The organism is Flavobacterium enshiense, from assembly GCF_040750275.1.
In the GTDB taxonomy this organism is placed as follows: Bacteria; Bacteroidota; Bacteroidia; order Flavobacteriales; family Flavobacteriaceae; genus Flavobacterium; species Flavobacterium enshiense_B.
Genome location: NZ_JBDOCV010000001.1, coordinates 322,167 through 335,713, shown reverse-complemented (window position 1 = coordinate 335,713; position 13,547 = coordinate 322,167). Strand labels below are relative to the sequence as shown.

The 13,547-nt window shown below is 38.8% G+C and carries 12 protein-coding genes and 2 tRNA genes; 6 read left to right on the top strand and 8 right to left on the bottom strand.

What is annotated here, in order from left to right; all coding sequences use genetic code 11:
• Positions 1 to 57 precede the first annotated feature (57 nt).
• Positions 58 to 1,368 carry a ribosome biogenesis GTPase Der gene (der, locus tag ABGT15_RS01585; RefSeq protein ID WP_367229659.1) on the bottom strand — a complete coding sequence of 437 codons (1,311 nt, stop codon included), beginning with the start codon at positions 1,366 to 1,368 and terminating at the stop codon, positions 58 to 60.
• Positions 1,369 to 1,531: 163 nt separating this feature from the next.
• Positions 1,532 to 2,416, bottom strand: coding sequence for a GTPase Era (era, locus tag ABGT15_RS01580; RefSeq protein WP_367229658.1), 885 nt, complete (start codon positions 2,414 to 2,416; stop codon positions 1,532 to 1,534).
• Positions 2,417 to 2,534: 118 nt separating this feature from the next.
• Here era and ABGT15_RS01575 point away from each other — a divergent pair.
• The 5 genes from ABGT15_RS01575 (at position 2,535) to ABGT15_RS01555 (ending at position 5,184) form a co-directional block, all read left to right on the top strand.
• A tRNA-Met gene (locus ABGT15_RS01575) sits at positions 2,535 to 2,607 on the top strand.
• A 32-nt stretch (positions 2,608 to 2,639) separates the two neighbouring features.
• Positions 2,640 to 2,712 (top strand) — tRNA-Met (locus ABGT15_RS01570).
• 130 nt (positions 2,713 to 2,842) lie between these two features.
• Entirely contained in the window at positions 2,843 to 3,295 is a 453-nt protein-coding gene (locus tag ABGT15_RS01565) for a KTSC domain-containing protein (RefSeq protein ID WP_367229657.1), read from the top strand.
• Positions 3,296 to 3,399: 104 nt separating this feature from the next.
• Positions 3,400 to 3,888, top strand: a complete 489-nt coding sequence (locus ABGT15_RS01560) for a DUF1761 domain-containing protein (RefSeq protein ID WP_367229656.1) — start codon at positions 3,400 to 3,402, stop codon at positions 3,886 to 3,888.
• A gap of 150 nt (positions 3,889 to 4,038) precedes the next feature.
• Positions 4,039 to 5,184, top strand: coding sequence for a GNAT family N-acetyltransferase (locus ABGT15_RS01555; RefSeq protein WP_367229655.1), 1,146 nt, complete (start codon positions 4,039 to 4,041; stop codon positions 5,182 to 5,184).
• A 146-nt stretch (positions 5,185 to 5,330) separates the two neighbouring features.
• Here the strand turns inward: ABGT15_RS01555 and ABGT15_RS01550 are convergent, their stop codons facing one another.
• On the bottom strand, positions 5,331 to 7,235 hold the full coding sequence (locus ABGT15_RS01550; protein ID WP_367229654.1) for an ABC-F family ATP-binding cassette domain-containing protein: 1,905 nt from the start codon (positions 7,233 to 7,235) through the stop codon (positions 5,331 to 5,333).
• Positions 7,236 to 7,299: 64 nt separating this feature from the next.
• Between ABGT15_RS01550 and ABGT15_RS01545 the strand changes: the two genes are divergently transcribed.
• The gene (locus tag ABGT15_RS01545) at positions 7,300 to 7,689 is read left to right on the top strand and encodes a DUF983 domain-containing protein (RefSeq protein ID WP_367229653.1); all 390 of its coding nucleotides are present in this window, start codon (positions 7,300 to 7,302) and stop codon (positions 7,687 to 7,689) included.
• Between the two features lie 10 nt (positions 7,690 to 7,699).
• Here the strand turns inward: ABGT15_RS01545 and ABGT15_RS01540 are convergent, their stop codons facing one another.
• Genes ABGT15_RS01540 through gldK form a run of 5 tightly spaced genes read right to left on the bottom strand, consistent with a single transcriptional unit; the run spans position 7,700 to position 13,466 of the window.
• On the bottom strand, positions 7,700 to 8,752 hold the full coding sequence (locus tag ABGT15_RS01540) for an NAD(P)/FAD-dependent oxidoreductase (RefSeq protein ID WP_367229652.1): 1,053 nt from the start codon (positions 8,750 to 8,752) through the stop codon (positions 7,700 to 7,702).
• 58 nt (positions 8,753 to 8,810) lie between these two features.
• The gene (gene gldN / locus ABGT15_RS01535) at positions 8,811 to 9,728 is read right to left on the bottom strand and encodes a gliding motility protein GldN (protein WP_367229651.1); all 918 of its coding nucleotides are present in this window, start codon (positions 9,726 to 9,728) and stop codon (positions 8,811 to 8,813) included.
• Positions 9,729 to 9,770: 42 nt separating this feature from the next.
• Positions 9,771 to 11,318, bottom strand: coding sequence for a gliding motility protein GldM (gldM, locus tag ABGT15_RS01530; RefSeq protein WP_367229650.1), 1,548 nt, complete (start codon positions 11,316 to 11,318; stop codon positions 9,771 to 9,773).
• A 45-nt stretch (positions 11,319 to 11,363) separates the two neighbouring features.
• Complete coding sequence (gene gldL, locus ABGT15_RS01525; RefSeq protein WP_367229875.1) at positions 11,364 to 12,002, bottom strand: gliding motility protein GldL; 639 nt, start codon at positions 12,000 to 12,002, stop codon at positions 11,364 to 11,366.
• Positions 12,003 to 12,056: 54 nt separating this feature from the next.
• Positions 12,057 to 13,466, bottom strand: coding sequence for a gliding motility lipoprotein GldK (gldK, locus tag ABGT15_RS01520; RefSeq protein WP_367229649.1), 1,410 nt, complete (start codon positions 13,464 to 13,466; stop codon positions 12,057 to 12,059).
• Positions 13,467 to 13,547: the final 81 nt, after the last annotated feature.

Genomic DNA, 13,547 nt, shown 5'->3' with positions numbered 1-13,547 from the left:
CGCGAATTAAAGATTTTATTATGTAAGAAAAATAATTGTTTTGATTTTTTTAACAAATTATTTCTGTCTGAAGTAAATATCGATCGGAACCCCAGTAAAATTGTAGTGCTGACGTAACTGATTCTCAATAAAACGCTTGTACGGATCCTTCACATACTGTGGTAAATTCGCAAAAAACACAAACTGTGGCGTTGGCGTTGGCAACTGCATGCAATATTTGATCTTCACATATTTTCCTTTCAAGGCCGGTGGCGGTGTGCGCTCAATAATCGGCAACATCAGCTCGTTGAATTTCGAAGTAGAAACACGTTGCTTTCGGTTTTCAAACACTTCCACTGCAGTTTCCAAAGCTTTCAACAAACGTTGCTTGGTTAAGGCAGACACAAACAAAATTGGCACATCGGTAAACGGCTCAATCTCTTTACGGATTTTCGCCTCATAATCACGGGCCGACATCGTATCTTTTTCCACCAAATCCCATTTATTTACCAAAATCACGATGCCTTTACGGTTTTTCTCTGCTAACCAGAAGATACTCTGATCCTGGCCTTCGAAACCACGGGTTGCATCAATCATTAAGATACAAACATCGGAATGTTCAATGGCACGCACCGAACGCATTACCGAATAGAATTCCAAATCTTCCTTAACTTTAGCTTTTCTACGGATTCCCGCCGTATCCACCAAGTTGAACTCAAATCCGAAACGGTTGTATTTGGTATCGATCGCATCACGGGTTGTTCCGGCAATATCAGTAACCACAAAACGATCTTCCCCTATTAACGCATTGATGAACGATGATTTTCCGGCATTAGGACGTCCTACCACACAAAAACGCGGTAATGGATTTTCCTCTTCCACGGCATCCGGCAATTCTGGTAATACTTCTACAAGCGCATCCAACAATTCCCCAGTTCCGCTTCCATTCATTCCGGCAATGGTAAAATATTCGCCTAAACCTAAATTATAAAACTCGATAGCGTCTTTTTCACGCATCGCATTATCAACTTTATTCACGGCCAACAAAATCGGCTTAGTCACTTTGCGAAGCAGTTTAGCTACTTCCTCGTCCATTGGGGTAATTCCCTCTTCTACGTCTACCACAAAAATAATAGCATCCGCTTCATCGATGGCCAATTCCACCTGACGACGGATTTCACCTTCAAAAATATCATCGGAACCTTTGATGTATCCTCCGGTATCGATCACAGAAAACTCTTTTCCGTTCCACTCACTTTTTCCGTAATTTCTATCACGCGTCACACCACTCACCGAGTCTACGATGGCTTCTCTTCTTTGAATTAATCGGTTAAAAAATGTCGATTTTCCAACATTTGGTCGTCCTACTATGGCTACGATATTGTTCATTTTCTGCTATTTTGCTGCAAAGTTAGATTATTTATTTGACATGAAGCTTGTTCCCGCTATCCGCTGTATCTTTTTGCCACACGTTCTTCTTCTAAAACGAATTCGGAAAAAGCAAAAAGGATGCCGCTGCTATCGGGGCTAGATCCGGTTTATCCGTTCAGGATTATTTTTGGTTGTACCCGAAACGGCGCAATTGGAACGCGTTGCTTCTCCAGTCTTTGTTCACTTTCACGAACATCTCGATGTGAATTTGCTTTCCGAAGAATTTTTCCAGATCCTCACGCGCCTGAATCCCAACTTTCTTGATTGCCGAACCTTTGTGTCCGATAATGATTCCTTTTTGGGTATCCCGTTCCACCATGATGATCGCTCGGATTCGGATGATGTCGTCGTCTTCCTTAAATTCTTCCGTTTCAATTTCTACGGCGTATGGGATTTCTTTGTCGTAATTCAACAAGATTTTTTCGCGGATGGTTTCGTTTACAAAGAATCGTTCCGGTTTGTCGGTTAACGCATCTTTCGGATAATACGGTGGTGATTCCGGCAATAACTCTAAAATTCGGTCAAACACGGCAGTCACATTGAAGTTTTCTAACGCGGAAATTGGGAAGATTTCGGCATTCGGTACTTTTTCTTTCCATAAATTCACCTGTTCTTCCAGCTGCTCCTGATTCGATTTATCAATCTTGTTCAACAACAACAACACCGGAATTTTAGAATGGATGATCTTATTGAAAAAGTCTTCATCTTTAAGTTCCTTCTCGCCAACTTCCACCATATATACCAAAACATCGGCATCTTCAAACGCGGATTTCACGAAATTCATCATCGATTCCTGCATTTCATACGCCGGTTTAATAATTCCCGGAGTATCGGAAAACATGATTTGAAAATCGTCTCCGTTGACAATCCCCAAAATCCTGTGACGGGTGGTTTGCGCTTTCGACGTAATAATAGAAAGACGTTCCCCAACAAACGCATTCATTAAGGTGGACTTCCCAACATTAGGATTTCCAATGATGTTTACAAAACCTGCTTTGTGCGACATGGTAAAAAAATTAGCCTACAAAGGTAGTCATATCAAGCGAATAGACGAAATAAATCAATATTATTCTAAATAAAACTTGTTTATTCAAATAAACGTTGTACTTTTGCACTCGAAACATCGCGGGATAGAGCAGTAGGCAGCTCGTCGGGCTCATAACCCGAAGGTCACAGGTTCGAGTCCTGTTCCCGCTACTAAGAAAATATTGAGAATACAAACCGTACAGCGCGGGATAGAGCAGTAGGCAGCTCGTCGGGCTCATAACCCGAAGGTCACAGGTTCGAGTCCTGTTCCCGCTACTAAGAAGAGAATCATTTTGGTTCTCTTTTTTTTTAAATAAACATTAGCTGATGATTTTCCTGATTTTAACAGCTATAAAATTGTTAATCAGATTTTTAAAGAAAAGAATCACTTTTTATTGGACAAAACATGAACACGAAGAAAATAGCCGAGTACCGAAAACTGCTTGATGTCACTAAAACCGCAACCTTAAAAGAATTAAAAACGATTTACAGAAAAAGCATGAAGGAAGACCATCCGGACACCATTGCCGACCCTGTAGAACGTCTTGCAGCAGAAGAACGAAGCAAACTGGTTATCGAAGCGTACCATTTTTTAGTAAGTATCGCTCCGGAAACACTGGAAAAAGACAAAGAAGAATACATCAAAACCACAACCACTTCTACCATTTTAGAGTTCTATATGGACAATGGTGTATTGTTCATCAACTTTTTGGACGGGAACCAGTTTGAATATTTCGGTGTTCCGAAAAACACGTACATCAAAATGATTAATGCCGAATCACCGAATCGTTTTGCCAAACGCCATATCTACAACGAGTTTACTTACAGAAGCTCCAGTAAACTGGTTGCCGCGGAATAAATCCATTTTTTTTTAATAACAAAACCACCAACTTTCGTTGGTGGTTTTTTGTTGGATGTGTTTTTATTTGTTAAATTTGAGAATAACCAAAAACAAAAAACAGTATGGATTTTAACTTTTTAGCAGTATTGGTAGCCGCTTTAACTACCTTATTGGTGGGATTTGTCTGGTACAATCCTAAAGTTTTCGGAACAATCTGGATGAACGAAACCGGCATGACCGAAGAAAAAGCCAAGCAAAGTAATATGGCAAAAATTTTCGGCTTAACAATTTTCTATTCCTTAATGCTGGCCTTCATAATGCCTGCTCTGACCATCCACCAAATGGGTGCTTTAGGAATGATTGGAGGGCCTGAATTTATTGAAACCGCAAAACCATCTTATGCCGCTTTCATGGCCGATTACGGCGACGCTTTCCGCACCTTTCAGCACGGAGCGCTTCACGGTTTTATGACAGGACTGTTTTTGGCACTGCCAATTACCGCCATCAACGGGCTTTTTGAACAAAAATCATGGAAATATATTCTGGTGAATGCCGGATACTGGATGGTTTCCCTAACCATTATGGGTGCCATCATCTGCGGATGGAAATGAGCCTAATTCAAAACTTCTATGGTAATAAAAATAGGGTTTTGCGAATTCTATGTGACCGCTAAACAAACAATAAAGACGCCACATAAAGTGAAAAATTAACATTTTATTATAGCACAATCGCTCTACATTTGTAGGGCGATTTTTTTGACTTTGAACACAACAACTTTCACCATTTATTCTAAAATTTCAGAACTTCCTGCCAACTGGGACGAAGTAGCGGCACACAATGCCTTTCTGCAAAAGCCTTACCTTACGGTTCTGGAAGCTTCGGCACCGTCAAACATGCAGTGTTTTTACATTGGCATTTACGAACATTCGGAATTAATTGGAGTGGCTTTGGCACAATACCTGAACCTTAACAAACTGGAATCGTTTGGTGAACGGGACAAGTGTTTAAAAACCGCTGTTCGGAATTTCGTATTTAAAAACTTTGCCTCCCATGTTTTGTTTTTAGGCAACAACATGATTACCGGACAAAACGGCTACACTTTTAACAAAGAAATCGAATTTAAGCACATTAGCGAAGTTTTGGTGCAATGTGCTGCAGCAATTACAGCTTATTTCAAAAAGCAGAAAATCAACATTCATTTGGTTTCCTTTAAAGATTTCTATCCGCATTGTGCCGACGAACTGAAGGCCTTTGATTTTAAAGATATTTACGAGTTCAACGCACAACCGAATATGATCTTCGAACTTTCCGAAGAATGGAAATCCGATTTAGATTATGTTGCCGCATTTTCAAAAAAATACCGTGACCAATACAAACGAGCGCGTAAAAAATGTGACGACATCCGTATTCGGGAATTAAGTCTGGAAGAAATTATCACTCAAGAAACGCGCATTTACGACTTGTACCATCATGTGGCCAAAAACGCACCTTTCAATACTTTTTTCTTAGCTAAAAATCATTTTTCGAGTTTCAAAAAACAATTGAAAAACCAATTTGTACTGATGGGTTATTTTCTGGACGACAAATTAGTAGGATTTCACACGCTGTTACTTAACGGTACGGTTTTGGAAACGTATTTTTTAGGATACGATTCGGATGTGCAGAAAGAAAAAATGCTGTACCTGAACATGCTGTACAACATGACAGAATTCGGCATTCAAAAACAGTACAAAAGAATCATTTTCGGAAGAACGGCTTTGGAAATTAAAAGTTCGATTGGTGCCGAACCGATTATGATGTCCGGTTTTATTTACCACCGCAACAAATTCATCAACAAGTATATCGGTAAAATTTTTAAAAATCTAGAACCGGAAGTACAGTGGCAACAACGTCACCCTTTTAAATAGAACCGAAGTTAAAAAAACACTCAAAAGTTTTCCTATAGCCCCGATGGGAGCGGCACCGCGTAGAGCGGACAGCGGGAAAATGACATATTCTTTTCCCAGACGTTTGCTTCGCCAATTCGCTATCGCTCAGGTCGCTCCAAATTGTATTACGCCTCTAATTCCATCTGAACGGTTTCCCAATCTTCGAGCAACTGATCCAGGTCTTTTTTCTTTTTCTCGTAAGCCGCGAAAAACTTCGCATCTTCGATGTGTTTATCGTAATTGGTTGCCAAAGCTTTATCGTCAGCCTGAATGTCTTTTTCCAATTGCTGGATCTGGCTTTCGATTTTACTTAGTTTGTTTTGAAGCGCTTTGTTTTTCTTCTGCTCTTCGTAAGAAAGCGACTTGTTTTCTTTCGGTGCTTCTTTGGCTACTACATCTTTTTTTTCTACTTCGCGCATGTTTTGCACGTTACGCTGCTCCAGGAAGAAATTGATATCGCCCAAATATTCCCTTATTTTCTGATCTTTGAATTCATAAACGATGTTCGCCATACCTTGAAGAAAATCACGGTCGTGGGACACCAACAACAGCGTTCCTTCAAATTGCTGCAAAGCGGCCTTTAAAACGTTTTTCGACTTAATATCCAAGTGATTCGTCGGCTCATCCATAATCAGCACGTTAAACGGCTGCAAAAGCAGTTTACAAAGCGCCAAACGGTTGCGTTCCCCACCGGAAAGCACTTTCACTTTTTTCTCCACATCATCTCCTCGGAACAAAAAGGCTCCTAACATATCGCGCACTTTGGAACGGTTGGTGTCAGTTGCCGCATCGGTCATGGTATCCAATAGTGTTTTTTCACCGTCCAGATAATCGGCTTGATTTTGAGCAAAATACCCAACTTGCACATTATGACCCAACTTGATCACGCCTTCGTATTCAAATTCGTTCAGAATGGCTTTTACGAATGTGGATTTACCTTGACCGTTTTGACCCACGAAGGCAATTTTACTACCACGTTCCACCAATAACGAAATATCTTTCAGGATAGTTTTCTCGCCGTAACTTTTGGTTACATGCTCCGCCTCTATCACTACCCTACCCGGCGTCACGGAAACAGGAAAGGAAATACTCATGACGGAATTGTCATCTTCATCGACTTCAATCCGTTCGACTTTGTCCAGCTTCTTGATTAAAGATTGCGCCATGGAAGCTTTGGAAGCTTTCGCACGGAATTTTTCGATTAGTTTTTCAGTTTCCTCAATTTTCTTTGCCTGATTTTTTTGGGTAGCCAACTGCTTTTCGCGAATCTCCTGACGCAAAACTAAATATTGAGAATACGGTTTGTTATAATCGTATATCTTCCCTAAAGAAATTTCAATGGTACGGTTGGTTACGTTATCCAAAAACATTTTATCATGGGAAATAATCAACACCACGCCCGGAAAGGTTTTTAAGAAACTTTCCAACCAGATGATACTTTCGATATCCAAGTGGTTCGTAGGCTCATCCAGAAGCAATATATCGTTACTTTGAAGCAATAGTTTTGCCAATTCAATACGCATACGCCATCCTCCGGAAAAGGTGTCGGTTTGGTTGTCGAAATCATCGCGTTTGAAACCTAAACCTAATAGAACACGTTCGGTATTGCCTACGTAATTGTATCCGCCCAAAATTTCATAATGGTGTGTTACATCGCTTAACTGCTCAATCAATTCGGAATAGCTCTCACTTTCATAATCGGTACGGGTAGCTAACTGATGGTTGATTTCCTCAATTTTGAACTCCGCTTGCTTTATTTCTTCGAAAGCCTGATAGGCCTCTTCCAAAACAGTTCTTCCCTGAACAAAGTCAATATCCTGACGTAAGAATCCGATACGCACTTCCTTCTCGGTGGCAATACTTCCGGTGTCGGGTTGCATGTCTCGCGAAAGAATCTTCAACATAGTCGATTTTCCCGCACCGTTCTTTCCAACAAGACCTACGCGGTCTCCAGCTCCCAAACGAAATGTTACTTCTTCAAACAAATACGTCCCTCCAAAGGAAACCGATAAATTATGTATATTAAGCATATTTTGTGACTAATGTTACCAGGCAGATTTCAAAATGAAGTACCTTTACTAAAATTATTTGCAAATGTTAAAAAAAGGATCGAAACTAAACAGCATTTTAACAGGAAGTTGTCCTAAATGTCAGGAAGAAAGTATGTATTTAGACAACAACCCTTACAATATGGGCTCTATTTTCAAAATGCACGAAACCTGTAGCCATTGCGGAACCCGATACAAAATAGAACCGTCGTTTTTTTACGGCGCCATGTATGTAAGTTACGGCGTTGGAATTGCTTTTGGTGTAGCAGCTTTTATAATTAGTTATTTGTTTATTGGCACTAATTTAAAGACAGCCTTCATTGCAATTATTGCCACACTGATTGTTTTCATGCCGGTTATCATGCGATTGTCGCGAAACATTTGGATCAACATCTTTATCAATTACGATAAAGACTGGAAAAATCCCCAAAGATAAAAGGAGCTATTTAGCTCCTCTTTTTTTTATAAAAACGTTTCACATCAATTTGATGATCCAACTCTGTTCCTAACTCAAGATGCTCAAATAGTTCCTTCGCCAACCAAGGCCCAAGCATTACACCTCGGGTTCCCAAACCGTTTAAAATATGAAGATTTTCAAATTCCGGATGCGTTCCAACCAGAGGCCTTCTGTCATTAACTGTTGGACGTACTCCGGCCAAATGTTCGACAATTTCATAATCACAAGAGATAATTTCTTTGAGATTTGCTATCAATTCCTGTTTCCCATCCTCAGTCGGGATATCCGTTTTATCGTCCCAATTATACGTAGCACCAACTTTAAACAAGTCATTCCCCATCGGCAGTATAAATACACTGGATTTCAGAACCACGTCTAAATCTAATTCCCGAGATTTAATAACTATGAGTTCCCCTTTAGTCCCGTCAAGTGGTAAATCATTGAAGTAGGGATTGCTTTTTAAGCCAAACCCATCAGCAAAAATCACTTTCTTATAATGTTCCGATTGATACTCTACACTATCTGCGTGAAAAACTAAATCCGAATAAGCAAATTTTTCCTTAATCAGGCACCCGCTTTGTTCAAGATAATTATTGTAAGCCGTTAAAAGCACATCGGTATCAACATAACCGGTATGCAAAACTTCACCATAACCATATTCGGAAACAATACCTGAAAATTGTTTTGTGATGATTTTAGCGGAAAGAAAGTGCGACAATTTGGGTTGGTCTGCTGCATGAAACCAATTGTTTTGTTCTTCAACCGAAGCAAATTTTCGGTAAACCGGCATTACAAAATCGAATTTTACATTTAAGCGTTCTTCAATGGCCTTGTAAAACTGCAAAGCATACTCTAATTGCTCCGTCGCTTTCCATACCTGACTGAAGCGTTTTAAAATAACCGGATTGTACAACCCGGCCGCTACTCGGGAAGAAGAAAAACTAAAATCATCAACAATCCGAAATGTTTTTTGGTTGAGAACAGCTGTCTCAGCAAAAGAAATGCCAGCCAAACCAGAACCGACTATAAGGTAATCTATCATGGTACAAAAATAAAAAACTCCTGCCAAATGACAGGAGTTTTTATATAATTTGAGAATATTAGTAATTCCACATATCCATTTCGAAGTTGCGGATTTTCTCTTTTACTCTTTCCGATTCCAACAACTGCATCTGAGCATTTTCTTTCATGTATTGCTCAATTGTTCTGTCTCCGTAAACATTCTCTTCTTTGTATATCACACCGCTGAAACGACGTGCATTTAACAAGTGGTCGAACGTAAGAGGCATAGCAGAGTTTTTGTCGTTAAAGGCTTTTGAACCATGCAATTCATTTCGGATTGCAGGGAAATAAATCCAGAACAATTCGATTACATCGGCATTATCATTTCCGATATCTCTTGCCTCAGGCGATACAGGACATAAACCTAACATTCTGTATTTTAATTCACCTTGACGTTTATCAAAATACCAGTACCCTTTTACTTTGTAACCTGAAATATCAATGGCAGCCAATTCTCTTCTATCGATAAACTGAGGATCTAGCGTTCTTGTTTTCTTCACCATATAGTCATCATAGTAAGTATTGATCTCGTCTCTACCTGCCTGAGTCGTATCTACATAAGTAAAAGAAGAAGCCATATCTTTAAACGTTTTCTTCGTATTGAAATAATCATCGGTGTACACTTCAGTGATTTCACCTGCTTTGATTCCTTTCAAAAGAACATCGAACAAAGAACGACGATCTTTACCAATATTAGCAGTATCAATTGGATAATATAAAGGGAAGTTTACACGCTCATCCAAATCGATGATTTCCCAAGTAGTTTTACCCATCAATACATCACGGTCATGAACGTATCCATAAGGTAATGGCTTATCATTATCCGCATTCATCTGAGCAGCTGTTTTTTTACCAATCTCATCAGGAGTTTTGGCATTTAACAGATTCGATTGCGCAAAAGACGCATAGCTTCCTGCCACTGCAAAAAATACTACTAAAAATTTTCTCAATTTCATGTTATAAAATTAAAGTTATTTGAGGCTACTTGTAACCTAAAATTATTGAATTTCGTAAATAACCGGAGCAGTTTTAGGTGGAACAACAGTAGATTGAACTCCAACAATTTTAGTCTTGATGTCAGAAATTGTAACCTGATCTCCACGTCCAGCTCTAGCTAAAGCAGCTTTACACTGAGCATTTACTCTATCTCCATTCACGATAACTGCAGCCTGTCCAGGCACTTTAAAAGTAAACTGTGTAACCTGGAAGTTCAAATCATATAAGAAATCTTTCAAAACAGCAGATACCTGCGAAACTTCTAAACGAGATTTGGTTCCTTTAACAACACCGTCAGTACCTCCAATTGCACCTACAGGGCCAGGAATGTTTTTAATACGGAATACTTTTTTATCAGAAACCGTTTTCCCATCAGCCATTTTACCTGTAGCAGTAATTGTAACTTCAGTTCCAGAACCTGGATTTAAGTTATACTTACCTTTACCTCCAGCTGAAGTTAAACCAGTACCAGAAGCTGATACTTTATCCTCAGAGATACCAGCAAATGAAATAGTCATTGGGTTTGGTAAACCTCTATACACTACGTTCATTTTATCAGCAGAAATGTTAGCTGAATTTGGACGCGGTACAACAACATATTTTCCTTCGAATTTCAATGGAATGTTTTTACCATCTTCTAAGAATGTAAAAGTACCACCAAACGATTGCTCACCAATTCCACCAGCAGTCATCGCAATAACAGCTTGTCCGTTTTCAATTTTACCAGGACCTTGGAATGAAGTCGGTTTAGTATTAGCATCGTATTTACCTAATACAACTTTACCAGTTACTTGCTCTCCTTGGAAATATACGTTTTTGTCAAGAGCTACGATCGCTTGGAAATTTTTCATCGAAGCAGCTTCTTTAAAGGTATTACCCATCAAAACGTTATAAATACCAGACTCCATCATTTTGATATCATTCTGTAATGCAGACAATTTTGTCAAAGATGCGATAGCAGGGAAACCTTTATAGTGGTAATCCAAGTATTTTTTATTTACACCTTCTCCGTCTTTAATGTCAGCAGTATTAAATTTTTGCTCCAATTCTTTAATTACTGGTTGGAATTTCACATCATTTCCAAATACTGCTTTCATGTCAGCAACGAATTTGTCAAATTTTCCAACAACTTCTTTCCCTTTTGGAGAATATCCATCACCTTCAAACCATAATTCGTCAATTTTATCTCCTTTATCCATAGACTCATAAGGCAATTTACCTGTTTTTTCGTCTGCTGGAAAATCAGCCGAGATATCTTTTTTCAAACTACCTAAATAGCTATAAAAATCTTCGGATAACTTAGAAACTTGCTGTGCCTGATCATTAGGAGTTTTAAACTTCAACGGATCCTCACCAGCTTTAGCCTCTAAGAATGTTAATAATTTTTTATTGTATTCTGATGTAGTAACATTTGAAGTGTCAAATTTTTCATTCATCAAACCAAAAGCCGATAATACTTCTTTTGACATATTCAATGCTAACATCGCGATGAAAACCAAGTACATTAGGTTAATCATCTTCTGTCTAGGGGTTAATTTTCCTCCTGCCATTTCTTCTAATTAGTTTTAAGAATTAATTAATAATAATGAAACTAATTAGCCTCTATTACTCATTGCAGAAAGCATTCCGCCATACACATTGTTTAATGAAGATAAGTTTGCAGTCAACGATTGCATTTGATCTTTCAATTTCAAGTTGTTTTCAGCAACCTCTTTGTTGATTTCTGCGTTACGTTGAGCACTTTCTAACTGTACTTTATACATACTGTTCAAAGTCTCTAACTGTGTTGCAGCAGTACCCATTTCTTCAGCATATTTTTTCTGAGAAGCAATAGCATCAACTGTAGGAGCCATGTTTTTAGCAGCACCTTCAAAGTTTTTAATACTGTTACCTAAGCTAGCCATTAACTCTCCGTCAATTTTAGCCTCTTTCAACATGTTGTCTAATTTCTGAGATAATAAACCTTGAGCCTCAGTTGGGTTTTCAGCTTTTTTAGCATCTCTCTTTTTCACTTCACCACCAGCTAATTCCGGGTAAACTAAAGTCCAATCTAATTCTTTTTCAACTGGATCAAACGCAGATAAACCGAAGATTAACGCCTCTGTAGTCAAACCAACGATCAACATCAAACTTGCCCCTGGCCAGTGCATTAATTTGAATAAAGCTCCGATGATTACAACCGCTGCCCCCATACCGTAGGCAAAATTCATAACTTTTTTAGGTAATGCCATAATAATAAAATTTTAGATAGTTAAGTTAATATAAAAATTGGTTAATTTTTCAAATTGTTATTTTGGTTCAGTACCCGTATTCTGAGTACCCATGTAATCCTGAACAGTTCTGAATCCGATATAAGATCTTGCAGAATCTGCATATTCGTAATCACGCGTACTCACTTGCAAGAAGTATGCAACATCTTTCCAAGAACCTCCACGAGTTACTTTTCTTTGGTTAGATAAATCCGGAACATTTGGATTCATTGTCGAAACGTACTCATAAGCTGCTGGATCATAAGAAGAATCCGTCCACTCCGCTACGTTACCAGCCATATTATACAAATGATATTCATTTGGCTCGTATGATTTCGCCTCTACTGTATATAAAGCTCCGTCTGCGGCATAATCCCCACGATTCGGTTTAAAGTTTGCCAAGAAACAACCTCTGTCATTTTTAGCATAAGGACCTCCCCAAGGATAAGTACCAGACTCAAGACCACCTCTAGCAGCATATTCCCACTCTGCCTCTGTAGGCAAACGGAAAGAGTTCACTTGATCTCTACCTTTTTTCTTCTTAATGTAAGCATTTTTGTTTGAAGTTCTCCATGCACAAAATGCTTTAGCTTGTTTCCAAGACACACCCACTACCGGATAATCCCCATAAGCTTGGTGCCACAAGTAATCATTATGCATTGGCTCATTATAAGAATACGCGAAGTCCTTAATCCAAACTGTTGTATCCGGATAGATTTCAACATTTTCAGTCTTCATATACTTACTTCTTTTCTTTCTGCTGTTTCCAACTGTTTTATCTTTAGCTGCAGCCTGAATATCCATCCAAGTATATCTGAATTTCAATTTCGAAACATCAAAAGTTCTTAACCCGTTATATGATTCAGTCGCAGGCAAATACAAAGAATCCATTACTTCTACGTAATACTCATCCGGATATTTCTGCACATCTGTATGCAATTTGATTTTTCTATTCAAACGTCTTCCGGCATACGGATCTTCATCTGTTCCAACACTATAGTAATTCTCATACATATATTTGTCGTAAGCAGACATTTTCGCTGGATCCTGATCCTTAAACGCAAAATCTCCGATGCTTCCGCCTTTACCACCTTTACCTCCGGCACCAGGCTTCTGGCCTTGCTCGTCAGCAAGAATAGCTAATCTTGTTCTGATTGTTGAATCTTTTACCCACTCCACAAACTGACGGTACTCACTATTAGTGATCTCTGTCTCATCCATGTAAAACGAACGAACTGTAACAGTTTTAGTTGGAGCATCTCCCACATTGGCCAAATCATCATCTGATTTACCCATAATAAATGCACCACCAGGAACCAACGTCATTCCGAAAGGTTTTTCCGGATGCCATTTTCTTCCTTTAACTCCTACTAGCTCTCCTCTGTCGTTCTTGTGACAGCTGCTAAAGAATAATGATAAAAGTGCTGTTAACGCAATGAACTTCTTCATATAAATTTGGGTTAATTATATACACATTTTTAAGGGCGTAAACCTATTTATTTATTTTTAAAAAAACAATTTTTTTCCTAA